Source organism: Chryseobacterium lineare (genome assembly GCF_977014045.1).
The window spans coordinates 4,166,444-4,190,272 of sequence record NZ_CDRNIQ010000001.1 but is presented as its reverse complement, the minus strand read 5'-3'; the positions used below and the strand labels follow the sequence as shown (position 1 = coordinate 4,190,272).

Annotated in this window: 26 protein-coding genes; 15 read left to right on the top strand and 11 right to left on the bottom strand. The window is 37.1% G+C overall.

Annotated elements, in window-relative coordinates:
* Nucleotides 1–152 precede the first annotated feature (152 nt).
* Together ACWNCI_RS18890 and ACWNCI_RS18885 are read left to right on the top strand one after the other, a co-directional pair.
* The gene (locus tag ACWNCI_RS18890) at nucleotides 153–770 is read left to right on the top strand and encodes an NAD(P)H-dependent oxidoreductase (RefSeq protein ID WP_346986287.1); all 618 of its coding nucleotides are present in this window, start codon (nucleotides 153–155) and stop codon (nucleotides 768–770) included.
* Nucleotides 767–1,054, top strand: a complete 288-nt coding sequence (locus tag ACWNCI_RS18885) for a putative quinol monooxygenase (RefSeq protein ID WP_449389468.1) — start codon at nucleotides 767–769, stop codon at nucleotides 1,052–1,054. The genes ACWNCI_RS18890 and ACWNCI_RS18885 overlap by 4 nt, the downstream gene beginning before the upstream one ends.
* Before the next feature lie 84 nt (nucleotides 1,055–1,138).
* Here the strand turns inward: ACWNCI_RS18885 and ACWNCI_RS18880 are convergent, their stop codons facing one another.
* Nucleotides 1,139–1,582, bottom strand: a complete 444-nt coding sequence (locus ACWNCI_RS18880) for a carboxymuconolactone decarboxylase family protein (RefSeq protein WP_449389467.1) — start codon at nucleotides 1,580–1,582, stop codon at nucleotides 1,139–1,141.
* 65 nt (nucleotides 1,583–1,647) lie between these two features.
* A complete protein-coding gene (locus ACWNCI_RS18875; protein WP_449389466.1) occupies nucleotides 1,648–2,220 on the bottom strand; it encodes a Crp/Fnr family transcriptional regulator in 573 nt (190 codons plus the stop codon).
* Nucleotides 2,221–2,285: 65 nt separating this feature from the next.
* Here ACWNCI_RS18875 and ACWNCI_RS18870 point away from each other — a divergent pair, with 65 nt between their 5' ends.
* A complete protein-coding gene (locus tag ACWNCI_RS18870; RefSeq protein WP_449389465.1) occupies nucleotides 2,286–2,657 on the top strand; it encodes a DUF1304 domain-containing protein in 372 nt (123 codons plus the stop codon).
* 3 nt (nucleotides 2,658–2,660) lie between these two features.
* Here ACWNCI_RS18870 and ACWNCI_RS18865 read toward each other — a convergent pair whose 3' ends face one another.
* Nucleotides 2,661–3,122 (bottom strand): thioredoxin family protein, encoded by a 462-nt coding sequence (locus ACWNCI_RS18865; RefSeq protein ID WP_449389464.1) that lies wholly within the window; start codon nucleotides 3,120–3,122, stop codon nucleotides 2,661–2,663.
* Nucleotides 3,123–3,139: 17 nt separating this feature from the next.
* Nucleotides 3,140–5,212, bottom strand: coding sequence for a TonB-dependent receptor plug domain-containing protein (locus ACWNCI_RS18860; protein WP_449389463.1), 2,073 nt, complete (start codon nucleotides 5,210–5,212; stop codon nucleotides 3,140–3,142).
* Nucleotides 5,213–5,333: 121 nt separating this feature from the next.
* Here ACWNCI_RS18860 and ACWNCI_RS18855 point away from each other — a divergent pair, with 121 nt between their 5' ends.
* From ACWNCI_RS18855 to ACWNCI_RS18830, 6 genes are all read left to right on the top strand, one after another.
* Nucleotides 5,334–6,521 carry a homogentisate 1,2-dioxygenase gene (locus ACWNCI_RS18855; RefSeq protein ID WP_449389462.1) on the top strand — a complete coding sequence of 396 codons (1,188 nt, stop codon included), beginning with the start codon at nucleotides 5,334–5,336 and terminating at the stop codon, nucleotides 6,519–6,521.
* A gap of 154 nt (nucleotides 6,522–6,675) precedes the next feature.
* Nucleotides 6,676–7,950, top strand: a complete 1,275-nt coding sequence (locus tag ACWNCI_RS18850) for an acetyl-CoA hydrolase/transferase family protein (RefSeq protein WP_346986293.1) — start codon at nucleotides 6,676–6,678, stop codon at nucleotides 7,948–7,950.
* A 114-nt stretch (nucleotides 7,951–8,064) separates the two neighbouring features.
* A complete protein-coding gene (gene hppD / locus ACWNCI_RS18845) occupies nucleotides 8,065–9,195 on the top strand; it encodes a 4-hydroxyphenylpyruvate dioxygenase (protein ID WP_449389461.1) in 1,131 nt (376 codons plus the stop codon).
* A 69-nt stretch (nucleotides 9,196–9,264) separates the two neighbouring features.
* Nucleotides 9,265–9,735, top strand: a complete 471-nt coding sequence (locus tag ACWNCI_RS18840; RefSeq protein WP_346986295.1) for a hypothetical protein — start codon at nucleotides 9,265–9,267, stop codon at nucleotides 9,733–9,735.
* Nucleotides 9,736–9,856: 121 nt separating this feature from the next.
* Entirely contained in the window at nucleotides 9,857–11,104 is a 1,248-nt protein-coding gene (gene fahA, locus ACWNCI_RS18835) for a fumarylacetoacetase (RefSeq protein ID WP_449389460.1), read from the top strand.
* Between the two features lie 160 nt (nucleotides 11,105–11,264).
* Nucleotides 11,265–12,086, top strand: a complete 822-nt coding sequence (locus ACWNCI_RS18830; RefSeq protein WP_449389459.1) for a flavin reductase family protein — start codon at nucleotides 11,265–11,267, stop codon at nucleotides 12,084–12,086.
* A gap of 69 nt (nucleotides 12,087–12,155) precedes the next feature.
* On the opposite strand, the gene ACWNCI_RS18825 is transcribed toward ACWNCI_RS18830, so the two are convergent.
* Nucleotides 12,156–13,004, bottom strand: coding sequence for an alpha/beta hydrolase family protein (locus ACWNCI_RS18825; protein WP_449389458.1), 849 nt, complete (start codon nucleotides 13,002–13,004; stop codon nucleotides 12,156–12,158).
* Nucleotides 13,005–13,092: 88 nt separating this feature from the next.
* Between ACWNCI_RS18825 and ACWNCI_RS18820 the strand changes: the two genes are divergently transcribed.
* The 4 genes from ACWNCI_RS18820 (at nucleotide 13,093) to ACWNCI_RS18805 (ending at nucleotide 16,532) form a co-directional block, all read left to right on the top strand.
* Nucleotides 13,093–13,866, top strand: a complete 774-nt coding sequence (locus ACWNCI_RS18820) for a HipA family kinase (protein WP_449389457.1) — start codon at nucleotides 13,093–13,095, stop codon at nucleotides 13,864–13,866.
* Nucleotides 13,853–14,236 carry a DUF3037 domain-containing protein gene (locus tag ACWNCI_RS18815; protein WP_346986301.1) on the top strand — a complete coding sequence of 128 codons (384 nt, stop codon included), beginning with the start codon at nucleotides 13,853–13,855 and terminating at the stop codon, nucleotides 14,234–14,236. The genes ACWNCI_RS18820 and ACWNCI_RS18815 overlap by 14 nt, the downstream gene beginning before the upstream one ends.
* Nucleotides 14,237–14,312: 76 nt before the next feature.
* Nucleotides 14,313–15,335: an alpha/beta hydrolase fold domain-containing protein gene (locus ACWNCI_RS18810; protein WP_449389456.1), complete on the top strand. Its 1,023-nt coding sequence runs from the start codon at nucleotides 14,313–14,315 to the stop codon at nucleotides 15,333–15,335.
* 105 nt (nucleotides 15,336–15,440) lie between these two features.
* On the top strand, nucleotides 15,441–16,532 hold the full coding sequence (locus ACWNCI_RS18805) for a serine hydrolase domain-containing protein (protein ID WP_449389455.1): 1,092 nt from the start codon (nucleotides 15,441–15,443) through the stop codon (nucleotides 16,530–16,532).
* A 56-nt stretch (nucleotides 16,533–16,588) separates the two neighbouring features.
* Here ACWNCI_RS18805 and ACWNCI_RS18800 read toward each other — a convergent pair whose 3' ends face one another.
* On the bottom strand, nucleotides 16,589–17,407 hold the full coding sequence (locus ACWNCI_RS18800) for an alpha/beta hydrolase (protein ID WP_449389454.1): 819 nt from the start codon (nucleotides 17,405–17,407) through the stop codon (nucleotides 16,589–16,591).
* A gap of 12 nt (nucleotides 17,408–17,419) precedes the next feature.
* On the opposite strand from ACWNCI_RS18800, the gene ACWNCI_RS18795 reads away from it, so the two are divergent.
* Entirely contained in the window at nucleotides 17,420–17,569 is a 150-nt protein-coding gene (locus ACWNCI_RS18795; protein ID WP_449389453.1) for a hypothetical protein, read from the top strand.
* Nucleotides 17,570–17,582: 13 nt separating this feature from the next.
* Here the strand turns inward: ACWNCI_RS18795 and ACWNCI_RS18790 are convergent, their stop codons facing one another.
* The 3 genes from ACWNCI_RS18790 to ACWNCI_RS18780 form a co-directional block, all read right to left on the bottom strand.
* Nucleotides 17,583–19,916, bottom strand: a complete 2,334-nt coding sequence (locus tag ACWNCI_RS18790; RefSeq protein WP_346986305.1) for an ATP-dependent helicase — start codon at nucleotides 19,914–19,916, stop codon at nucleotides 17,583–17,585.
* A 342-nt stretch (nucleotides 19,917–20,258) separates the two neighbouring features.
* Nucleotides 20,259–20,600: a hypothetical protein gene (locus ACWNCI_RS18785; RefSeq protein WP_449389452.1), complete on the bottom strand. Its 342-nt coding sequence runs from the start codon at nucleotides 20,598–20,600 to the stop codon at nucleotides 20,259–20,261.
* Between the two features lie 81 nt (nucleotides 20,601–20,681).
* Nucleotides 20,682–21,218, bottom strand: a complete 537-nt coding sequence (locus ACWNCI_RS18780; RefSeq protein WP_449389451.1) for a TlpA family protein disulfide reductase — start codon at nucleotides 21,216–21,218, stop codon at nucleotides 20,682–20,684.
* Here ACWNCI_RS18780 and ACWNCI_RS18775 point away from each other — a divergent pair.
* On the top strand, nucleotides 21,199–21,372 hold the full coding sequence (locus ACWNCI_RS18775; protein ID WP_449389450.1) for a hypothetical protein: 174 nt from the start codon (nucleotides 21,199–21,201) through the stop codon (nucleotides 21,370–21,372). The two genes, ACWNCI_RS18780 and ACWNCI_RS18775, sit on opposite strands and share 20 nt — an antisense overlap.
* Before the next feature lie 78 nt (nucleotides 21,373–21,450).
* On the opposite strand, the gene ACWNCI_RS18770 is transcribed toward ACWNCI_RS18775, so the two are convergent.
* The gene (locus ACWNCI_RS18770) at nucleotides 21,451–21,819 is read right to left on the bottom strand and encodes a response regulator transcription factor (RefSeq protein ID WP_449389449.1); all 369 of its coding nucleotides are present in this window, start codon (nucleotides 21,817–21,819) and stop codon (nucleotides 21,451–21,453) included.
* A 10-nt stretch (nucleotides 21,820–21,829) separates the two neighbouring features.
* Nucleotides 21,830–23,686 (bottom strand): ATP-binding protein, encoded by a 1,857-nt coding sequence (locus ACWNCI_RS18765; protein WP_449389448.1) that lies wholly within the window; start codon nucleotides 23,684–23,686, stop codon nucleotides 21,830–21,832.
* Between the last annotated feature and the right edge of the window lie 143 nt (nucleotides 23,687–23,829).

Here is a 23,829-nt window from a genome sequence, read left to right as displayed (position 1 = left end):
ATAAAGGCTGTCTATTCAAGCAATAAGATTTTGATTATTAAATATTTATACTCAATATCATTTAAATAATACTTAGCTATGATTTTTATTATTTTACTTATAGTAAATTACCTGATACCTTTGTCTAGTAAAATTTAAACAATCATAAAACAATGAAAAAAGTACTAATTATTAACGCCGGACAGAACTTTGGACATTCGGGAGGAAAATACAATCAGACTATTGCAGAGAATACTCTGCAGGTTTTGAGAAATTTTGAAAATGTAGAAGTAAAAATCACTAATATTGATAAAGGGTATGACAAAAATGAAGAAGTTGAAAAGTTCGTCTGGGCAGATTATATTATTTACCATACACCGATCTGGTGGTTTCAGTTACCCAACGGTTTCAAAAAATATATTGATGAAGTTTTCACAGCCGGTCATGCCAAAGGAATTTATATGAATGACGGAAGAACCTCTGAAAATCCGGAGATTAACTATGGAACCGGAGGAATGCTGGGCGGCAGAAAATACACGGTTACCACAAGTTGGAATGCTCCTGAAACAGCCTTTACACTTCCGGGAGAATTTTTCAATGAAACGAGTGTTGACAACGGGCCTTTATTTGGATTCCACAGAATGAATGCTTTTGTTTCATTGGAAAAAATGGACAGTTTTCATTTTCATGATGTAGAAAAAAATGCAAACATAGAACGAGATATGAAACTGTACAGAGAACATCTTACTAACATATTTGAAAAAGAAATAAAAACGGAATTAGCCTTATGAAAATTTATTTAACCGCTGTTATCAAAGCAAAAGAAGAATTCAGGAATGAAGTACTGAAAGTTCTTCAGCATATGGTCGAAGAAACAAGAAAAGAAGAAGCCAATGAACTGTACACGCTTCACCAGGGAATTGAAGATAAAAATCAGTTTGTTTTCTATGAAATCTGGAAAAACGAAGAAGGATTATCAAAACATAATCAACAACCTTACATTCAGGATTTCGGAGCTTTGATTGATGACAAATTGCAGGAAAAACCACAAATATATTTAACCCGGATGATCTGAATACAGATTGACATAAATTTAGCCCTATAAGAAAAGGCGCTTCCCGTTACTGAGAAGGCGCCTTTTGAATAACTTTGAATAAGTTTATTTCGCAACCGGCATGTGGGTGGAGATCGCTATTCTGTTCCACATATTGATCGTTATTGCAGCCATAATGATATCAGCAATCTGAATTTCATTGAAAAGTTCTTTTGCTTTTTGATATGTTTCTTCCGAAAGTCCCTTCTGGCTGATCAAAGTAATTTCTTCCGCAACAGCTAAAATAACCTGTTCTTCTTCTGTAAAAAATTCTTTAGCATCTCTCCAGGCATTCAGAAGGAAAATCCTCTGGGGTGTTTCACCATATTTCAAAGCATCTTTCGTATGCATATCCAGACAGAATGCACAACCGTTGATCTGGGAAGCTCTGATTTTAATTAATTCTTTCTGAATCGGGCTTAAAAAACTGTTCTGAAGGGCAGCTTCCATCCCTATTCCCGCTTTGTAGGCGGCCGCATTGGTCGTTGCCATGTTGAATCTTGCGCTCATAATATTTTGTTTTAAATTTCTGAGACAAAATTCATTCTTATCATCGATAAAAATCTTAAACTGGTTTAAGATCGTAATTTTGCCCTGATTTCACTTAAATATTCCGGGGTAAAACCTAAAAATGAAGCAATTAAATATTGCGGAATTCTCTGGATAAACCAGGGATACTGCGTACTGAACAGTATATAGGATTCTTCCCGTGAGAGTTCGTAAAGATACCGAATCCTTCTTTCCGCCGCAGCATACGCACGTTGATAGACCATTCTGAAATACCTTTCCATTGCCGGATGCTTTCTTAACAATTCTTCCTGGGATTGAAGATCAATTTTTAAAAGAATCGATTTTTCAACCGTCTGAATAAAGAAATTAGATTTTATCTGTCTTTCATAAGCAAAAGTATCGGTGATCCACCAGTTCTCAATAGCAAATTCTGTAGTTTGCTCAACACCTTTTTCATTAATAAAAAATTTTCTCACACATCCTTTTACAACAAAGAAAACCGACCTGCAAATTTCTCCCTCCAGCATCAGATTCTGCTTTTTCTTAACTTCCAGCACCTGAAAAAATGAAAGAACAGAAGCAAATTCTTCTTCATTAATACTGATAAATTTAGCTAAATGTTGCTTAAAAGTTTCCATTTATGAAATTGTATGACCAAACTTAACTTTATTTTTTTAGTTTTACAATGACAAAACAGTAAATTATGGAAATCGTAGCCAAAATCTTAATTGCAGTGGTAGCCATTGAGCATCTTTATATTCTCTGGATGGAAATGTTTGCTTGGGAAACCAAAGGTAAAGAAGTTTTCAAAGCAGCTTTACCCGCAGAAATGTTTAAGCCCACAAAAGGTTTAGCTGCCAATCAGGGACTTTATAATGGCTTTCTGGCTGCCGGACTGATTTGGTCATTCTTAATTGAAGATCCGAAGTGGCAATCGAACGTCGCATTATTTTTTCTTGGATGTGTTGCGGTAGCTGGAATTTACGGAGCCATTTCAGCAACGAAAAAGATATTTTTTGTTCAGGCATTGCCTGCGATTTTAGCAATTATTGCCGTACTTTTACTACAAAATTGATACTTAATGATTGAAAATTTCATTAAGTTTTTGCTTCATCTCTTCGGGAGTGAAAATTCCTTCGTGATACTCCACTAAATTCTGATTTTTATCTAAAATAATCCATAATGGATAAACAGGGTGCTTTTTATTCTTTGATAAAGCCAAAACCAATTCATGAATTCCGGAATTCCCGTTAGGTAGATAATTAAATTCTTCTCCCTGAAAATGGATTTTTTCTCTCATTTTTTCCGCATCAAAATTGATGAAGTAAAAATTTTCATTGATTAATTTGACCAGATTTTTGTCTTTATTTAATTTAAAATATTCAATCTTACAAACCGAACACCAGCTCGTATATATATGAATAATGACGGGCTTTGGATTTTCTTTCTGTTGAGCCTCTACCTCATGAAAGGTAACTGTCTTTATCTGTGAAAGACAAAAAGACGGAACAACTATTAAAAATATCACTAAAGTTCTCATTTGACAAGTTTTAATCTTTATTTTAAAATGTATTTTATTCCCAGAAATCCTCTTATCTTCTGCATTGGAGCATATCCGTACGTCGTATCAAAAGTGTAGTGATAAGGATTACCAACAGGATCATTCACATATTTATCAAAAGGATCAAACGGCCGCATCAAAGGATCTTTCGGAGTAAAATTGAATAAATTTTTGATTCCGCAATACACCTCAAATCCGGATGTAAAACTTTTTGAAATCTGAATATTGGCCAATGTGTAAAACGGAGAATATTCAGGACGGTAATCATCCGGTAAAACCGGCAATAGCATTGGCCCATAAAACTGGCCAGTAAAGTCTATCGTCAAATTGCTTGCAAATCTATAGGTCAAATTATACGTTCCACTCCATTTCGGGGCATGAAGCTGTTGCGATTTTTGCCTTTCATCATCAAATTTCTGATAAACATCAAGATAAGTCACACCCAGACCGACGTTTAAGGGAAAACTGAAATTGTAATCCACATTTAAAGATAAACCTCTTGAAATACCATAACCATTAAGGTTATCATAAATAATTTTTGAGGGATCAGTATCGAAATCTCCTACAATTTTGTTGCTGAAATACGTATAAAAAGCGGAAGCATCAAGATTGATCAGGTTTTTTCCTGCAGGGATTTTCCAGATGTAATTAAGATTTCCGTTGATTGATTTTTCAGGTTTTAAATTTGACTGAACAACAACTTCACGGGATCCTGTAAGCGCTGCATGATCTTCCGTAAAAAGATTAACAACCCGGAAACCTGTCCCAAAGTTCAATCTGATCGTATGATAAGGATTGGGAGAAAATTTCCATGCAAAACGGGGAGAATGGATCGCATGATGAATTTTATCATAATCAAACCGATAGCCCAGCAATACTGTATTTTTTTCATTAATTTCCCACTGATCCTGAATAAACATTCCGAAAATAGGAGATTTCATCGGGGTATTTGTCTGCCCGTCAGAAGACGCCGTTCCGGGCGTATTATCATCATAGAAAGTCCTTTTAAAAGTAAATCCTGCAATAAAATCATGATTTCCGAATTTTTTATCCCAGTAAGTTTGTGTAAAAATAACTTTTTGGGTCGCCGTGAAAGGATTATCTCCATAAAATGAATTCTGATCATGAAAATTATACGAAAACTGTGTAATAATATTTTCTTTCAAAGGCCATTGATAAACACCGAAAGCTTCTATCCGATTTGTATAAATGCTTTCACCATACACTTCATTACTTCCTCTGTACGATTTATTCCACTGCATTTCTCCGCCGAAACGATCTTCATACAGGTACCTGAGTGCAAAGCTTGCCTGCCGGTTTTCCTTACGTCTGAAATTCCATTTATTGAATACAGAAATCCTGTTCTGTAAAGCTCCGTCCGTAAAATTGTCATTATTTTCATCAAACTTTTTTTCAAAGCTGAAATAGTTCAGGCTTAATAAAGAAGCGATATTCTTACCAACGTTAAATTTTGTTGACAAGTCGAGATTATTCTCGCTCCAGGTCGTGGTCATCATATCAATGCTCAATTTCGGGGCAGTCAGTGCATTTTTGGTGATAATATTGATAACTCCGCCCATCGCTTCAGAACCATAAATAGAAGAAGCCGGGCCTTTCACTACTTCTATTCTATCCACCAGACTGTTTGGAATTCCACTAAGTCCGTAGACTGTAGAAAGTGAACTGACAATCGGCATTCCGTCGATTAAAATCATCGTGTAAGGGCCTTCAAGACCATTAATATGGATATCCCCCGTATTACAAACTGAACAGTTCAGTTGCGGTTTTACGCCATTAATCATCGAGATAGCTTCAAAAATATTCGGTGTTGGATTTTTCTGGAAAAATTTCTGACTGTATATTTCTACGGCAACAGGACTTTTTGATCTGCTCACAGGCTTCAAAGTTCCTGTCATAACTACATCATCAATGTCTTTTGTCTTAATTGCCTTTTTACTTTTTATTGCAAGTGAATCTATAGTTTGGGACTCATTCGTACTCAAACTGTCAGTCTTCTGAGAAAAACAAAACCCGGACAGAAAGACAATAAAAAATAGTATTCGTTTCATGAAATTAAATTTGTTAGACAAAACTAACAATTAATTTTTAATCACAAAACTTTTATGAAATATTGTTTAAATTCAATTCATCAAAAATTATTACATTTGAAAAACTACATATAAAAGTAAAATGAGATATCATCAGTCGGGAAATATTCCCCAAAAAAGACATACGATCTTTAAATCTCCGGAAGATAAATTTTACTATGAACAGCTTTTCGGAACGGAAGGTTTTCATGGAATTTCTTCATTATTGTACCATATTCACCGTCCGACACAGATTAAATCAATTGGTGAAGCCAAAGATGTAACGCCTAAAATTGCCGTTGATAAAAATGTAACGCCAAGAATGTTTAAGGGAATGAATGTAACTCCTGAAGATGACTTTCTGGACAGCAGGAAGTTTCTTATGGTCAATAACGACCTGAAAATGGGACTTTCCAAACCTAGAAAATCAATGGATTATTTCTATAAAAATGCGGAATGCGACGAACTTCTTTTCGTTCATCACGGAAGCGGAACACTCAAAACTTTTGTAGGAGATCTTGAATTTGTTGTAGGTGACTATTTAATTATTCCCCGGGGAACCATTTATCAGGTAGAATTAAAATCCAATGATACTGTTTTATTCGTTCTGGAAAGCCATTCACCGATTTATACTCCGAAAAGATACAGAAATGAGTTTGGCCAGCTGCTGGAACATTCTCCGTTCTGCGAAAGAGATATCGTAGCTCCGACTTTCGTTGAACCGAAGGATGAAAAGGGAGAATTTTTAATAAAAGTAAAAAAAGAAAACCAGATCACGGATTTCATTTATGCAACGCATCCTTTCGATGTTGTCGGCTGGGACGGATACTTTTATCCTTATAAATTTAATATCAAGAATTTTGAACCGATTACAGGCAGGATTCATCAACCGCCACCGGTTCACCAGAATTTTGAAGGACACAATTTTGTAGTCTGCTCATTCTGCGCAAGAATGTACGACTATCATCCGATGGCAATCCCTGCCCCATATAACCACTCGAATATCGATTCTGATGAAGTTTTATTCTACACAGAAGGAGATTTCATGAGCCGTAACCATATTGATTTAATGGATTTTACCCTTCATCCGGGAGGAATCGTTCACGGGCCTCACCCGGGAGCAATGGAAAGAAGTATCGGAAAAAAATTCACGGAAGAATATGCTGTAATGGTTGACCCTTTTCGTCCGTTGAAAATAACGGAAGAAGCACTAAAAGTTGAAGATCCTTCTTATAAAACTTCATGGCTGGAAGAACAGGACAAAACAATGGAAGACCGCTCGCAGGAATAATTTTTTATTACGTATAAAGAAACCGAATCCGATAGATTCGGTTTTTTATTGCTCATTTCCTGCCAAACATGATAAAAATCTTTGGGTATTTGGTCTTAATAAAAACAATATAAGCTATCTTTAAATCACAGAAAAAAATATATAAAAATTCAGTATGTATAATTATATCAGTGCAGAAGAAGCAATTTATACCATTAAAAGCGGAAACCGCGTATTTTTCCACGGAAGTGCATGTACTCCCAATTACCTGATCGACGAGCTTGCAAGACAGTCTCACCGCCTGGAAAATGTAGAAATGGTTTCCATAACACAGCAGGGAAATGTTGAAATTGCAAAACCTCAGTATAAAGATAAATTTTTCGTAAATTCTTTATTTGTTTCTTCACCTGTAAGAGATGCCGTAAATTCCGACAGAGGAGATTTTGTCCCTGTTTTTTTAAGTGAGATTCCTATTCTTTTCAGAAAAAATATTTTACCGTTGGATGTTGCTTTAATTACCGTTTCCCCACCGGATAAGCATGGTTTCTGTACCTTGGGAACTTCCGTAGATGTTGCCAGAGCTGCAGTAGATACTGCGAAAATAATTGTTGCCATCGTCAATCCTTTAATGCCGAGAACTCACGGAGACGGAATGATTCACATCAGCAAAATCAACAAGCTGGTTTGGCACGAAGAAGAGCTTCAAACAGTGGATTACGGCGCAAAAGTAGGTCCTGAAGAAATGGAAGTAGGGAAAAATGTAGCAGAACTCATTGAAGACAGATCCACTTTACAGATGGGTATCGGGACGATTCCTGATGCGGTTTTAAAATGTTTAGGAAATCACAAAGATCTGGGAGTTCATACGGAAATGCTGAGCGACGGTGTTGTTGATTTAATCCAAAATGATGTGATCAATAATAAATATAAAGGATACAACGATAACAAAACCATCACCAGTTTCTGTTTCGGAACACGGAAACTTTATGATTATGTCGATGACAATACGGTATTTTCCTTCGATGATGTAAGCACAGTAAACTTCCCGATCAATATCATGCGGAATAAAAAAATGGTTGCCATCAATTCAGCCATTGAAATAGATCTCACCGGACAGGTTTGTGCAGATTCCATCGGAACGATGCAGTATAGCGGAATCGGCGGGCAGATGGATTTTATGAGAGGCGCCGCGTTAAGTGAAGATGGAAAACCGATCATTGCGATCACTTCCAGAACAAAAAAAGGAATTTCCAGAATAGTACCTTATCTTAAACCGGGAGCCGGAGTCGTTACAACAAGAGGGCATATCCACTGGGTTGTTACCGAATACGGAACGGCTTATTTGTATGGTAAAAATCTAAAGCAAAGAGCGCAGGAACTCATCAGCATTGCACATCCTGATGACAGAGAAATGCTGGAAAGAGCAGCATATGAGAGATTCAAACATTAAATGACATTATTTTATGCTTATTTATAGCTTACCTAACGTTTGTTTGTTAATATTTTTCGTATTAGGCAGAAATTCGTAATTTGCATGCAATAATATAAAAGTAAAAATAGAAATATGTCAACACTTACATTTGCCGAAAAAATTGCTCAAGCAGAGAATTTTTTGCCGATTAACGGTACAGATTACATTGAGTTCTATGTAGGAAATGCAAAACAGGCTGCGCATTATTATAAAACCGCTTTCGGTTTCCAGTCTGTAGCGTATGCCGGTCCTGAAACAGGAGTGAGAGATCGCGCTTCATACGTTCTTCAGCAGGGGAAAATCAGATTGGTGCTTACCACAGGATTAAAGTCTGATTCGCCTATTAATGAACACGTAAAGAAACACGGTGACGGAGTGAAGATTTTGGCACTTTGGGTGGATGACGCTTACAAAGCATTTGAAGAAACGACAAACAGAGGAGGTAAGCCATATCTGGAACCTGTAACTTTAACCGATGAAAATGGTGAAGTAAGAATGTCGGGAATTTATACCTATGGTGAAACGGTTCATATGTTTATTGAAAGAAAAAATTATACAGGTCCTTTCATGCCTGGCTACGAAAAATGGGAAAGTGCATATAATCCTGAAGAAACAGGATTGTTGTACGTAGACCACTGTGTAGGAAACGTAGACTGGAACAGAATGGTTCCTACTGTTGAATGGTATGAAAAAGTAATGGGATTTGTTAACATTCTTTCTTTCGACGACAAGCAGATTAACACAGAATATTCTGCTCTGATGTCTAAAGTAATGTCAAACGGAAACGGGTATGCAAAATTCCCGATCAATGAACCGGCAGAAGGTAAAAAGAAATCTCAGGTGGAAGAATATCTTGATTTCTATGAAGGAGAAGGGGTACAGCACATCGCCGTAGCGACAAAGGATATTATCCATACGGTAAGTGAGCTGAAAAAACGTGGCGTTGAATTCCTTTCCGCTCCACCAGAGGCTTATTACGATATGGTTCCTGAAAGAGTGGGACATATTGATGAAGATATTAAGAAACTTCAGGACTTAGGCATCCTTATTGATCATGATGAAGAAGGGTATTTATTACAGATATTTACAAAACCTGTGGAAGACCGCCCTACTCTTTTCTTTGAAATCATTGAAAGACACGGCGCACAAAGCTTTGGGGCCGGAAATTTTAAAGCTTTATTTGAAGCTTTGGAAAGAGAGCAGGAAAGAAGAGGAAATCTTTAATTTTAACAACAATAATAAGTTTTGTCAGGATCAAAAGTCTTGACAAAACTTTTTTTTAAACACATCATTATGAAGAAAACATTTTTAGGAGTTTTATTTGTCGGAGCAATATTCACTGCGAAAGCTCAATACGGAACAATGGACCAGATCCTTACCCGGCTCGAAGAACGTTCGGGAGTCAACCAGAATCTGGAATCTGTAAATATTGACAATAAAAAATTTGTTTTCATCAAAGATGAAGCAGACCATACAGAACGTGATTTTATTGTAATTAAAGGAAACAAAGCTACTTATGTGGAAGTTTTCGACGATAAAAAAACCGGACAAAGCAGTTCCAATGTATTTTCAGGAGATATCATCAGAAAGAAAAACATTATTTCTTTAAGAGCCGATATGCTTGAGAATAAAAAAGTTCCGATTCCGCTTACCAAAACCTTACTGCTGACCAAACAGGATAATATTCTGTATCTGATTGACGTCAATACAAAAGCAAGATGGATTGACGAACAGGCATTTTCTAAGGTTAAAACTAAAAAGTAAATTTATTTCTAAACACTAAAGCATAAAACCCTTCACAAACTGCGATATTGTATGTCTTTTTTATTCATATAAATATCAGGTGATTTGTGAATAATAGCTAACAAATTAAATACTAAAAATTATGAAATCATTTGTAGAATATTCAGCAGATTCAGATTTTTCAATACATAATATTCCTTTTGGAGTTGCCGTTTTCAATAAAGAATATATTGGCTGCTGTACAAGGATCGGAGATCAGATCGTAGACCTTGCAACGCTTTACGATTTTGGCTACTTTGAAGAAATCGAAGGTTTAATTGACAATGTATTTGAAGCTTACACCCTAAACGAATTCATTGAACTTGGGAAACCGATAACAAATGCTGTACGCCTGAAAATTCAGGAATTACTGCAGGAGGATTCTATACTTTCTAAGGATGAAAAAACGATTGAAGGAGCATTTTACAATCTGGATGAAGTGAAAATGATGATGCCTGTACACATCCCGAATTACACAGATTTCTACAGCAGCATCGAACACGCCACCAACGTTGGGAAAATGTTCAGAGATCCGGACAATGCTTTACTACCCAACTGGAAACATCTTCCTGTAGGCTATCACGGAAGAGCTTCATCAATAGTCGTTTCAGGAACGGAAATCAACCGTCCGAAAGGTCAGATGAAACCTGCAGATGTTGAAAAACCGATTTTCGGACCTTGCAAACAATTGGATTTTGAACTGGAAATGGCATTTATCATCAACAAGAATACTGAGATGGGCGAAAGTATTTCTACCAAAGAAGCAGAAGATGCCATCTTCGGAATGGTCGTTTTCAACGACTGGTCTGCGAGAGATATCCAATCTTGGGAATACGTTCCGTTGGGACCATTTCTGGCAAAAAACTTCGGATCATCTGTGTCACCATGGGTAGTTACCCTCGAAGCACTGGAGCCTTTCAGAACATCTTCTCCTACGCAGGATCCTGAAGTATTGGATTATTTAAAATTTGAAGGGGATAAAAATTACGATATCAACCTTGAAGTATATATTCAACCTGAAAACGGAGATCAAAACCTTATTTCAGAAAGTAATTACAAGCACATGTATTGGAACATGACGCAGCAACTCGCGCATCACACCGTAAATGGCTGCAATGTGGAAGTTGGCGACATGTACGCCAGCGGAACCATCTCAGGAAGCCATCCTAAGTCTTTCGGTTCTATGCTTGAACTTACCTGGAGGGGTCAAAATCCTATCACTTTAAGCAACGGAGAAGAAAGAAAATTCATTGAAGACAACGACACCGTAACCATGAAAGCATGGGCTGAAAAAGACGGGATAAGAGTTGGTTTCGGTGAAGTTTCCGGTAAAATTATTCCTGCGGTTTAATATTAATTTAAATATTATTTTGAGATGCTTTGACTTCGCTTAGCATGATATCAAAAAAATTGACTGATTAAAAAACAGTTAGTATTAGAGATGTCATGCTGAGCTTGTCGAAGCATCTTTTTATATTTGAATTCTTAAATTTAATTAAAGAAAGTAAAAAATGAAAACACTCATCCCATCCGAAATAACTCCCGTGCAGCTACAGACCGTAATGCAGACAGCAATCTCGCCGAGGCCTATTGCGTTAGCTTCCACGATTGATAAAAATGGCAACAGCAATTTATCGCCGTTCAGCTTTTTTAATATGTTCAGCACGGTGCCTCCTATTTTGATCTTTTCTCCATCGAGAAGAGTGCGCGACAATACGACAAAACATACCCTGGAAAACATCCTGCAAGTCCCTGAAGTTGTAATAGGAACAGTAAATTTCCCGATTGTTCAGCAGATTTCATTAGCGTCTACCGAATATGGTGACGGTGTGAATGAATTCATCAAATCGGGGCTGACTATGAAAGATGCAGATCTCATTCAGCCTAAATTAATTGAAGAATGTCCGGTAAATTTTGAATGCAAAGTTTTAGAAGTAAAACCATTAGGTGATCAGGGTGGTGCTGGAAATCTAGTAATTTGTGAAGTGCAGAAAATTCATATTAAAGAAGAATATCTGAATGAAGAAGGAAATCTCGATCAGACAAAGTTGGATATGGTGGCCCGACTCGGAAGCAACTGGTATTCAAGGAATAATGAAAATAATCTTTTTGAGGTTCCAAAACCATTGGTAACAAAAGGTATCGGATTCGATCTTCTTCCTGAACAGATTAAATTAAGTAAAGTATTTACAGGAAATGATCTGGGAATGCTGGCGAATGTAGAAGTTCTGCCTGAAGGAGATTTTCATGCAGACGAAACCGCTCATAAGAATGCACAGCAGCTCCTTTTGGAAAGCAAAATTGATGAAGCCTGGAGAGAGTTAATTAAATAAATTGGATGGAAGATGGAAATTATTTGGAAACCTTAATTTTATAGTTTCAAAACTTCCATCTTCCATCCTTTACTCATTAACAATCTTTTCTTTAATAAATTTAATTGACCGGTCAACCGCATCCTCTAAATCTTTTGAAAGCACTTCTTTTTCCCAGGGCTCTTTTGCTCCAAAAGTATGATCTGCATTTTCTATTAAATAAAGTTCCGAATTCGGGTGCAAAAGATGAAGATGTTCCGCATTTTTCACACTTACGCTTTCATCATACGTTCCATGAATGATCAGAAAATGAGCTTTAGCCATTTCTGTCGCTCTCTCCACATCAAACCGGTGAATGTCTCTTTCATAATTTTCATAAAACTGAAAATAATGTGGCATTTCCTGCTTTGTCCGTCCGTTTATAACATAGTAAACTCCTTCATTTTTCCATTGTTCAAAAGCTTCATTTTTGGGAAAACGATCCAGCGTATCAACACTGGCAAAAGTGATCAACCCATTAATCCTCTCATCTTCATAGGTTTTAATGATCGAAATCCCGCCGCCTCTGCTGTGTCCGATGACAATGATTTTATGATCATCAACTTTCTCATGTTTACTAAAATAATCGATCACAGCTCCAAGATCAGAAAGTTCTTTTGAATAATTATTATTTCCGAACGCTTCCAGATCAGCAAAATTATAAGGATCTTCTATTGTAGTTCCGTTATGTGAAAAGTTAAATTTAACGAAGAAAAATCCTGCTTCTGCAAACCTTTCCGCCAGTAAGTTCCATGCACCCCAGTCTTTATACCCTTTATAACCGTGAACAAAAATAATAAGCGGCAGCTTTTCTCCTTCTTCAGGATAAAATGCATCGGCGAGAAAATCTTTAGTTTCAGGATTTGAAATGATAATATTTTGTTTTCTTGTGATATTCATATTTACTTTATTTTAAAATCAAATTGATTTTCACTTAAAAATATCAAAAATAGAAATAAACACAAAGTAAAAACCTTATTTTTGCTTCATGTTGGATTTAAGAACGGTAACCGTAGTGCGTTACATTCTGCCGCTTCGGGAGGGAGGTTCTCTTCCTGCTTTGGCAGAAGCTGATGATGATTTTAAATATGTTTTAAAATTCCGTGGCGCCGGTCATGGAGTTAAAATGTTGATCTCAGAACTTTTAGGTGGAAAAATCACAGAAGCGCTGGGATTAAAAATTCCTGAACTGGTTTTTGTAAATCTTGATGTCGATTTCGGAAGAACCGAAGCCGATGAAGAAATTCAGGATCTGCTGAAATTTTCTGAAGGCCTGAATCTCGGCCTGCATTATCTATCCGAATCAATTGCCTATGACCCAAGCGTAAAGATCGATCCGCTTCTGGCTTCAAAGATCGTATGGCTGGATGCATTTATCACCAATATCGACCGTACTTTTAAAAACACCAACCTCCTGATGTGGCATAAAGAACTTTGGGTAATTGACAATGGTGCTTCATTCTACTTCCATCATTCATGGCAAAATTTTGATACTGCGGCGAAAACACCTTTCAAATATGTAAAAGACCACGTTCTTCTTCCGCAAGCTGCAAAGCTGGATGAAGCCGACCGGTTTGCAAAAGAGGTTTTAAATGAAAACATATTCAGGGAAATTGTCAATCTGATTCCTGAAAACTGGCTGCATTGGAACGACGCTGATGAGAGTCCCGAAGAAATTCGCGATATCTATTTTAATTTCCTGAAAACAAGACTGGAGAATTCTGAAATCTTTTTAAACGAAGCCAAAAATGCAAGAGGATAAAATTTACGAATACGCAGTGATACGATTGGTTCCGAAGGTTGAAAGAGAAGAGTTTTTCAACATCGGTCTGGTGATGTTTTCAAAGAGAGAGAAATTTATCAAAGTCGGTTTTTATTTATGTCCTGATAAATTTAAACTGATGAGAAGCAAGCTCGATTACGATGATATTATCCAGAACCTTGAAAGCTTTCAAAAAATCGCAAATGGCGATAAAGATGGCGGTCCCATTGCTCAGCTTGAAATTCCCGAGCGTTTCCGTTGGCTTACTGCGGTAAGAAGCTCTGTGATACAGACTTCCAGACCTCATCCCGGTAAATCGAAAGATCTCGACAAAACTTTCGAAAAGCTTTTTGAAGAACTTATTCTTTAACAAATCTAAGATTAAAAAGGTTTGGTAAAGTTTTTGAGGGGTTTGAAAATGAAAAAACTCAGCAAAAATTTATTCTATGAAATTTTCTACGAACAATAAATTAATGGACAGGTTTATGATAAACCTGTTTTTTATTTTCTTTTTAGGTATATTTAATTTCGGGTATTCACAGGATTTACCGGAGATGAAAACTCCTCCGAGCACCCTTCTTCCTGAAAAAACGGCTTTTTCCAAAAACATTACATACAAAACAAATTCATCTGGCAGCCCGGTCGGCCTGGATATTTATAAACCTAAAACTTCAGTTTCCGGAAAGTTGCCGGTTGTGATTTATGTACATGGCGGAGCCTGGGCAAAAGGAGATAAAACAGTGAGAGCCGATAATTATATCGAAAGTTTCATTTTAAAATTAGTTGAAAAAAACTTTGCTGTTATCAGTATCGATTATACTTTAGTAAGCGATAAGATTCATTTTCCTTCACCGATCGAGGATACTAAAGATGCGGTAAGATGGGTACGCAAAAATGCAGAAAAATATAATTTTGACCCTTATAATATCGGATATTTCGGAGTATCTTCAGGGGCACATCTTTCACTACTTGCCGCTTATACCAATGATAATGATTTTGCCGGCAGTTCTGAACTTTCAGCCTATTCGGCTAAAGTGAATTATGTGGTTGATAATTTTGGTCCGACCGATCTTAATAAACTCCTGCACACCAGATTAGGAAAAGTTCCGGTGGCTATTGTCGGGTTGTTTTTTAAGCCTATCGTAGAAATCAGGGAAAAGCTGGTCTTCGGGATTTCGGGCTACAGCATCAAAACAGAAAAAAGAAAAGCGATTGATTATCTTGAAACGGTTTCTCCTATCAATGATGTTGAAAATGGAGTTCCGACTTTCATCCTCCATGGAAACAAAGATAAAGTCGCCCCTTTAAAACATTCTAAAAAACTGGCGAGAAAGCTCAAAAAAGAAAATATAGAAGCAACATTAGTTGTCGTAAAAGACGGTGTACATGGGTTTGGGACAACAGATAAAGCCTACTTAGATCAGCTTACGGATGAAATGGTAAACTTTATTATGATGCATAAAAAGTAATCTGCATCAATTACTGAATATTCACATTTATCATCTTTTTACTATTTTAAATTTAACTAAACGGAAATTAACATATCCAAAAGCTACAATTTAAAACTAATTTAGATGAAATTGAAAACTCTACTGTTTTTTTATGCATGTATTACTTTAATTACCTGCAGCTCTGAAGATTCTACAGAAGGAAATTCCCAGAACGAAAATCCCGTCTCTGCAGAAGCCATGTATTTTCCGCCATCAGATAGTGATATCTGGGAGACCAAATCTATTTCTTCATTAGGATGGCACCAGGATAAAGTCCAGGATTTACTGACTTATCTCCAGTCAAAAAATTCTAAAAGTTTTATGATTCTTCAAAACGGAAGAATTGTTATGGAAAATTATTTTTCCGGACATACAGCAACATCGCCATGGTATTGGGCAAGTGCCGGGAAAACATTAACCTCTGCCGTTACAGGAATTGCCGAGCAGGAAGGCTATTTAAATATCAATAATAAAGTTTCCGACTATATCGGAACAGGATGGACAAGCGCTCCTTTAGCCAAAGAAAATTTAATCACCTGTAAAAATCTGCTCACCATGACTTCCGGACTGGATGACAGCCTGGGCGATGATGTAAGCCCCGGCAATTTAAAATATAAAGCTGATGCAGGAACCAGATGGGCATATCACAATGTATATGTCAAACTACAGGATGTTGTCGCTGCTGCCACAGCACAAACGTGGACACAATATTTCAACTCTAAATTAAGAGATAAGATCGGGATGACTGGAAGTTGGATCCAAAGCGGTAACAACAGCGTTTATTGGAGTACCACCAGAAGTATGGCACGGTTTGGATTAATGGCTTTAAACAATGGCAACTGGAATGGCAGTCAAATTATCAATACGGCTTATTTTCAAAATGCAGTCAACACTTCCCAAAACATCAATCTGGCTTATGGATATCTTTGGTGGCTGAACGGAAAATCGAGCTACCATTTGCCACAGACACAGTTTCAGTTTAGCGGAAAGCTGATTCCCAACGCACCGGATGATATGTATTGCGCATTGGGAAAAAATGACCAGAAAATTTATGTAGTTCCCAGTAAAAAGCTTGTGATCATAAGAATGGGCGATGCTGCAGATAATGTGAATCCTGCCTTATCTGATTTTGATGATATTTTATGGCAAAAAATAAATGCAGTGATCAATCAATAAAAATTAACCACCTTACAAAATCTGTAAAGTGGTTTTTATTTATAATGAAATATAGATTATTTTTTCAGCTTCTCAACTCTCTTTATTTCATTGAGCAATAATGGAAATGCAGGTTGTGCCATTCCTCCGTGATCGAAACCCTGAAGCTCGTATAACGTTGTTTCTTTATGACCTTTCAGCTTCATCATTCTGGCCATGTAGGCATTTTCTTCATATCTGCCCAACAGTTCTTTTTCGCGGTCGGCGGTAATTAACAATAATGGCGGAGCGTCTGCTCTTATAAAATGAAGCGGTGCCATATCATCTATTCTGGCATCCAGCTCATCAATACCTTTTTCTTTTCTTGCGGTAAAATGGGAAATCATCTGTCCGCTGAAGGGAACAATTGCCGCTAATTGATCGGCATCGATTCCGTATTTTTTAAGATACATTTTATTTAAACCAACCATAATGGCGAGATAACCTCCCGCAGAGTGGCCCGAGATAAAGATCTTATTTTCATCTCCGCCATACTTTTTGATATTGTTGAAAACCCAGGCCGTAGCCGCTGCAGCATCTTCAATATATTTCGGAGCGTTTACTTTTGGGGAAAGTCTGTAATTAACGCCGATCACTGCAATCCCCTTATTTTTTAAAGCTTCAGGAATTTCTTTTTGTCCACCTGTTAAACCTCCGCCATGAAACCAGATCACTGTCGGAAAATTTTTCACATTTTTAGGAACATACACATCCAGGACGCATCTTTCGTTGATGTAAGCATCTGATGCATTTGTTTTGTTGTCATAATAATGGATATTTTGGATCGTATTGTATTCCTGAGAAAGTAACGGTAGTGAGAATACTGTGATTATTAAAAATATAAGAATCCTTTGCATTGTAAAACTTTTATGGCTAAGATACGAAATCTGTATTTTCCCACAGCTGCCACAGATTTTCACAGATGGAAAAAGACCTGCTCAATTTCCAAAATCTGCGAGCGTAAAAGAACTCCCGCGGATTATGCTAATAACGCAGATCAGGATGCATATCTAAAGTAATCTGTGGGGAAATTTAAATCTTCGTGAGTTTAGCATATTTTAAAATCAAATTTTTCTCGCCTTCATGCATGAAAACTACCTTTGCTTTTATATTCTGAGGGTCGGTTCCGTCGAGGAACGTTACTTCTCCGACTCCGAAGCGGTCGTGTCTCACTTTATCGCCCACTTCAATGTCCTGCGAAGAGGCGCCGCTCGGATTAATAATTTTTGCCGTGCTTACAGGTTTTAGTTTTCTCGGTTCGGCAACAGGCTTTGAATTTTCGCTTCTTTCAATGGTTTTCTTTTCAACCTTTTTAAAACTTTTCATTTCGGAAGGATGCTCATCAAAAATGTTTGACCTTAATCCTGCATTATTGATAAAACGTTTTTCAATAGCCGGGTTTACAAATTCGATATATTCATCATCAATTTCACTTAAGAATCTTGATGGTTCCGCGTCTGTAATTTTTCCCCATTGGAAACGTGAAATCGCATAGGAGAAAAATACCTGCTTTTCTGCTCTTGTCAACGCTACGTAGAAGAGGCGTCTTTCTTCTTCAAGATCTTCTCTCGTGGCAGAACTCATAAAGCTTGGGAAAAGATTTTCTTCCAATCCAACCAAATGTACGACCGGAAATTCAAGACCTTTTGAAAGGTGAATGGTCATTAACGAAACCATATCCTCTTCATTATTCTTATCCTGCGTATCTGCGGAAAGTGCGATATTTTCAAGGAAATTCGGTAGACTAGGATCTCCGTCTTCCAATTGCATCTGCTCTTCGATGAATCCCTGCATCGAGTTCATCAATTCCTGAACGTTTTCTACACGGGAAATTCCTTCCGGAGTCTGGTCGTCTTTTAAAAATTTAATCAGTCCGCTTCTTTTTGCCACTTCCATTGCTACATTGTAAGCCGTTTCCGTTTTGAGCAACACCTGAAATGCTTTGATCATCGACCAGAAATCATTCAGTTTATTTAAAACTCCATTGTTAAAGCCTAAATGAGGAGCATACATCGGAAGGCTATCCAATACTTTCGAAACCGAAACATTCTGAGCATCAGCAAATACCACCAATTTATTCTGAGTCGTCTCACCGATCCCTCTTGTAGGATAATTAATGATTCGCATTAGCGCTTCCGAATCGTTTTCATTGACCAAAAGTCTCAGATACGCAATCAGATCTTTTACTTCCTTCCTTTGATAGAAAGACAAACCTCCGTACACTTTATACGGAATATTTTTACGTCTCAGGGCATCTTCAAAAGCACGTGTCTGCGAATTGGTACGGTACAGAATGGCAAAATCGCTGTATTTTCTCTGTTCGCGGTTCCGGGTTTCCCAGATATTTCCTGCAACGAAATTCGCTTCATCCGCATCAGAAAGGGAACGGTAGACTTTGATCTTCTCCCCTTCTTCATTCTCACTGAAAACATTTTTCTTAAACTGCTGAAGGTTTTTGGCGATCACCACATTAGCCGCATTCACGATATTCTGGGTAGAACGGTAATTTTGCTCCAGAGAAACCGTTACCGCATCAGGATAATCTTTTTTAAAGTTTAAAATATTATAGATATTGGCGCCACGGAAAGAGTAAATAGACTGTGCGTCATCTCCCACCACGCATATATTTTCAAATTTTGATGCCAGCGCTTTTACAATAAGATACTGCGAATGGTTGGTATCCTGGTACTCATCCACCAGAATATATCTGAATCTGTCCTGGTATTTGGCCAGTACTTCAGGAAAACGGGTCAGCAGTTCATTGGTTTTTAACAATAAATCATCAAAATCCATAGATCCGTTTTTGAAGCACTGCTCAACATATCGTTGGTAGATCTGTCCGATGAACTTCATATTGGCTTTTTCGTCAGCCTCCATAAGCTCGGGATTGGCGTAGTAAGCCTTTACGGTAATGAGATTATTTTTATAGGTAGAAATTCTTGCCTGAACTTTTTTAGGTTTGTAAAGATCGGCATCGATATTCATGTCTTTGAGTACTTTTTTAATGACATTCAGGGCATCCTGCTGATCATAGATGGTAAAATTGGAAGGATATCCCAGATAATGAGCCTCCCCTCTTAGGATTCTTGCAAAAACAGAGTGGAAAGTTCCCATCCAGAGACTTCTTGCATTGCTTTGCCCCACTACTTTGGCGATACGTTCCTTCATTTCTTTTGCCGCCTTGTTGGTAAAGGTCAAAGCTAAAATATTAAAAGGATCCACGCCATTGGTGATGAGGTGCGCGATACGCATAGTAAGCACACGTGTCTTCCCGGAACCCGCTCCTGCGAGAACCATTAATGGTCCCTGTAATGTGGTAACGGCTTCAAATTGTGATTCATTCAGTCCTTTCAGATAATCCTCCATGCGACAAAAAATTTTTGGGAACACAAAATTAGTGTATTATATGGAGAATTCAAACTTTGGTCTTGCGTTGTTTTGGCAGAAATATTTTCCGGTCTTCCGGAAAGCTTGCCGCACCCCTGCAACAGGTTTTCTGGTAACCCGGAAAAGTTGCCGCACCCTTGCAACGAACTTTCTGGTGTTCCGGAAAGTTTGTTGCACCCTAGTAAATGATTTTCCGGAAGCCGGGAAAAGCTGTCGCACGGTTGCATGAAGTTTTCCGGAAATAATTTTATTTTACTTTTTCTAAAATTTAAATCCATTCAATAAAAATGGAGGATCCGTTAGGAACCTCCGCTTAAAAACTTAATTATCTATTGTCATTAGAGTCTCTTCCGAAACCTTATATTCACCTTTCTGAAAAGTATCTTTACTGGAAAGTAAAACTTCATAAGTATAAATACCTTTCGGCAAATTGTAAGCACACTCTTTTTCGCCTTTCTGTATGACGAATTCTTTTTTCACTTCTTCATCTTCTATTTTACCGATGAATTTTATGGTAATTTTTTCTTCCATTTTATTTTTAAAACAGAAGCTGTCTACAGTTTTTGCATTAGGATCTACCGTTTTTACGCCGTTGCCTTTTAATGCTACATAACCCTGTACAAGAATATTACCAATTGCCAAACCTTTGTCTAAGCCAGACATTGTTGCAGTTTGAGATTTTAAACTTAAAGAAAAAATGAAGATTAAGAGAATAAGCAAATGTTGTGTAAACTTCACTTATAATTATTTAAATGAGTTTAACTTTTCAGAAAATTCTTTATAATCTATCGTTCCTTCTTCTGCATGAAGAACTTTTCCATCTTTTATAATATATGTTTTGGGAACAACTTCTGAATATAATAAATTATTCTCTCCCTTTCCATCAAGAAATTTTCTAATAGCCTTTCTATAGTTTCTATTTTCAAAAGTAACATCATTAATTGGATGATGAGAAAGATAAGATTGAAGTTCTGCGCTGTCTTTATCTATGGATAAGAAAACTAATGGTATCTCTTCATTTTCATCAGCTATCTTTTTTAGAATAGGCATTTCTTCCAAACATGGTTTACACCAAGTTGCCCAAAGATTTACAATGACTAAACCTTTTCTATTGAAGTATTTTTTATGAAAAGAACTTTCAGAAAGTTCTTTTTCATTTTTAAGACTTATATCGTCGCTTGGCTTACCTATCGTTGTATTTCCGATTTTAAAGCTGAATCTTGAACTTATCAAAATTAATGCAACTATTAAAACTAAGATTATGGCTATTATTTTTTTCATCCTGTATTATTTTGTTGATAAATATATAAATTTTATTTATCAAAGAATAGGTAATGAATACCTTTCTGAAAAACTTATTGAGCAGTATGAAGAAAGACTAAAAGAAAAAGATGAACAAATAGCGTACTGGAAAAAAAGAGCTGAAGGATTATAATATCTTTCAGTTTTTTTAGTTCAAATTAGCTATAAATCATCAAAAAAACCGACAGAATACTGCCGGTTTATCTATTGATTATTTTAGGTAATGCCTGATTCTGTCTACCATATCTCCCAGATCAAAAGGCTTAGCGATAAATTCATTCGCTCCGGCATCGATTGCTGATTGCTCCAGACCACGGCTTGCCGACATGATCAGTACGGGTATATCCTGAAAGTTCTCGTGCGCTTTGATGAGTTTGCAGAAATCTCTTCCGTCTTCTCCGGACAGCCACATATCCATTAAAATAACATCCGGTTTTTTATCGGGGTCAAGGGCATTATACATTTCTGAACCTTTGTAAAATTTGGAAACTTCAAATCCTTCAAAATCCAACATCATTTCAATAGAGTCAACAATCGCAGGACTGTCGTCTACTACCATAATTTTTGCAGCATTAGACATGGTAAAAACTTTATTTTTTATTCTTGGGGATTCTGAAACAAAAATCAGACCCTTTTCCTTCCGCAGACGAAACAAAAATCTTCCCACCAGTCCTTTTTATAATTTCGGATGAGATATAAAGGCCAAGGCCGAGCCCCGGAAAGGTATAATCTTTTGACGTGCTGATCCGGTAATACTGCTCAAAAACCTTCGACTGCTGTTCTTCCGGAATCCCAATGCCAAAATCTCTGACATTAAACTGAGCATCATTCCCATTCAAAGAGGTAGAAATATGCACCTGATCTGCTTCCGGCGAATATTTGATTGCATTGCTGATGAGGTTGGCCATCACCTGTGAGATCCTGTGGCGGTCTGCAAACACCTCTCCGACCTTGCTTGTTTTACTTACAAAAAGCTTATGCCTTGAAGTCATCTGTTGCTCTTCTACCACTTCATCTACCAGTTTATCAAAATCAAAATACGATTCGTTCAGCTGAATCTGCCCTTTCTGTATTTTGGTAACATCCAGCAATTCGTTGATAAGACCTGTAAGCAGATCAATCTGGTAATCCATTCTTCTGGCTACTTCTGCATTTCTAGGATCACCCGCTTTTTCGAGATTTGTTTTAATGAACTGCGTATATAATTTAAGGCTGGTAAGTGGTGTTTTCAGCTCGTGGCTGGCAATACCGAGAAAATTATCTTTCTGTGTTTCGAGTTGCTTGAATTCATCAATGTCGGTAAAAGTCCCTGTCCATTGTTTCACTTCTCCGTTTTCAGAAAAATTAGGAACAGCTCTTCCCAGAAACCATCGGTAGGTTCCTTTATGATTAGGATTTTCAAGCTCATATTCCATGACGAAAGGAGTTTTTGCTCTTACACATTCTTCCCAGCTTCTATCGATATTTTCGACAGCTTCCGGCCGCATCATTCTTTTTACAAGTTTGGTTTGATTTTCATTGGCTGTTGAACCGGTATATTTGTACCAGCTGTCATTCATATACGTGATCTCTCCTTTGTCATCGCAGGTCCAGACAAACTGAGGCATAGAATCTGCGAGATCCCGGAATTTCTTTTCCCTTTCCTGAATTTCTTTCCGTGCCATTACAAGATCTGTAACATCCACGGCCATATTGAGGATAGCATATACCTGACCTTCAGAATTTTTCAGGGGTTTATATGAAAAATTATAATAGAATGTCTGAAGCTTTCCATCCACCACAAGGTCTACTTTATCTTCTTTTGCCGCATAGGTTTCACCGGTTTTAAAAATATTTTTGAGAATACCAATAAACGGCTGGCCTTCCAACTCGGGAAGAGCATCTTCTAGTTTCATATTAATAACCGACGGGCTTTTACCCCATGTTCTCAGCATTTTTTCATTGGCAAATTCTATATAGAGATCTTCTGTGCTATATATCGCAATAGAATAATCGGATTTTTTAATGAGATCTTCAAAACGGTATTCACTGTCTTTCCATCTTCTTTCTGAAACTACCTGATCGGTAACTTCCGTAGCCACAATACTTACTCCGATGATCTTTTTATCATCATTGTAAACAGGGGCATAAATAAAATTAAAGAAATGCTCTTCATATTTGCCGTATTTTTCAAGAAATACAGACCATTTGTTTCCGTTAAAAATTTCTCCGTGGTGGTAAACACTTTTAAAAATATCTAAAAAACCCTGAGATGTTATTTCAGGAAGAACTTCAAACAGCGGTTTTCCGATAACGGAAGCATCTCTTCCCCAAAGTTCCAGCATCTGCGGATTAGCACTGTGAATACAGTAATCGTCGCCAATGACTAAAGATACGGCCACAGGCGCCTGACTGAACAGCGTGATAAGAGATTCGTGGGAAATATTTTGCTCTAAAAAGCTTTTCATTCTTTATTGTTTTATCGTGTAAAAATAATTCTTATTCTGAACAGAATAAAATTAAACAATACCACACAGAGGATATTTTTTAAATAAATATACAACTTTTGATCTCAAAAAAAATTATGTTGAAAGATTGTAACAATTAAAGT

Coding starts and splice junctions, on each gene's coding strand:
- ACWNCI_RS18890 (WP_346986287.1), top strand. CDS start 153: ATGAAAAAAGTACTAATTATTAACGCCGGACAGAACTTTGGACATTCG.
- ACWNCI_RS18885 (WP_449389468.1), top strand. CDS start 767: ATGAAAATTTATTTAACCGCTGTTATCAAAGCAAAAGAAGAATTCAGG.
- ACWNCI_RS18880 (WP_449389467.1), bottom strand. CDS start 1,582: ATGAGCGCAAGATTCAACATGGCAACGACCAATGCGGCCGCCTACAAA.
- ACWNCI_RS18875 (WP_449389466.1), bottom strand. CDS start 2,220: ATGGAAACTTTTAAGCAACATTTAGCTAAATTTATCAGTATTAATGAA.
- ACWNCI_RS18870 (WP_449389465.1), top strand. CDS start 2,286: ATGGAAATCGTAGCCAAAATCTTAATTGCAGTGGTAGCCATTGAGCAT.
- ACWNCI_RS18865 (WP_449389464.1), bottom strand. CDS start 3,122: ATGAGAACTTTAGTGATATTTTTAATAGTTGTTCCGTCTTTTTGTCTT.
- ACWNCI_RS18860 (WP_449389463.1), bottom strand. CDS start 5,212: ATGAAACGAATACTATTTTTTATTGTCTTTCTGTCCGGGTTTTGTTTT.
- ACWNCI_RS18855 (WP_449389462.1), top strand. CDS start 5,334: ATGAGATATCATCAGTCGGGAAATATTCCCCAAAAAAGACATACGATC.
- ACWNCI_RS18850 (WP_346986293.1), top strand. CDS start 6,676: ATGTATAATTATATCAGTGCAGAAGAAGCAATTTATACCATTAAAAGC.
- hppD (WP_449389461.1), top strand. CDS start 8,065: ATGTCAACACTTACATTTGCCGAAAAAATTGCTCAAGCAGAGAATTTT.
- ACWNCI_RS18840 (WP_346986295.1), top strand. CDS start 9,265: ATGAAGAAAACATTTTTAGGAGTTTTATTTGTCGGAGCAATATTCACT.
- fahA (WP_449389460.1), top strand. CDS start 9,857: ATGAAATCATTTGTAGAATATTCAGCAGATTCAGATTTTTCAATACAT.
- ACWNCI_RS18830 (WP_449389459.1), top strand. CDS start 11,265: ATGAAAACACTCATCCCATCCGAAATAACTCCCGTGCAGCTACAGACC.
- ACWNCI_RS18825 (WP_449389458.1), bottom strand. CDS start 13,004: ATGAATATCACAAGAAAACAAAATATTATCATTTCAAATCCTGAAACT.
- ACWNCI_RS18820 (WP_449389457.1), top strand. CDS start 13,093: ATGTTGGATTTAAGAACGGTAACCGTAGTGCGTTACATTCTGCCGCTT.
- ACWNCI_RS18815 (WP_346986301.1), top strand. CDS start 13,853: ATGCAAGAGGATAAAATTTACGAATACGCAGTGATACGATTGGTTCCG.
- ACWNCI_RS18810 (WP_449389456.1), top strand. CDS start 14,313: ATGAAATTTTCTACGAACAATAAATTAATGGACAGGTTTATGATAAAC.
- ACWNCI_RS18805 (WP_449389455.1), top strand. CDS start 15,441: ATGAAATTGAAAACTCTACTGTTTTTTTATGCATGTATTACTTTAATT.
- ACWNCI_RS18800 (WP_449389454.1), bottom strand. CDS start 17,407: ATGCAAAGGATTCTTATATTTTTAATAATCACAGTATTCTCACTACCG.
- ACWNCI_RS18795 (WP_449389453.1), top strand. CDS start 17,420: ATGGCTAAGATACGAAATCTGTATTTTCCCACAGCTGCCACAGATTTT.
- ACWNCI_RS18790 (WP_346986305.1), bottom strand. CDS start 19,916: ATGGAGGATTATCTGAAAGGACTGAATGAATCACAATTTGAAGCCGTT.
- ACWNCI_RS18785 (WP_449389452.1), bottom strand. CDS start 20,600: ATGTCTGGCTTAGACAAAGGTTTGGCAATTGGTAATATTCTTGTACAG.
- ACWNCI_RS18775 (WP_449389450.1), top strand. CDS start 21,199: ATGGCTATTATTTTTTTCATCCTGTATTATTTTGTTGATAAATATATA.
- ACWNCI_RS18780 (WP_449389451.1), bottom strand. CDS start 21,218: ATGAAAAAAATAATAGCCATAATCTTAGTTTTAATAGTTGCATTAATT.
- ACWNCI_RS18770 (WP_449389449.1), bottom strand. CDS start 21,819: ATGTCTAATGCTGCAAAAATTATGGTAGTAGACGACAGTCCTGCGATT.
- ACWNCI_RS18765 (WP_449389448.1), bottom strand. CDS start 23,686: ATGAAAAGCTTTTTAGAGCAAAATATTTCCCACGAATCTCTTATCACG.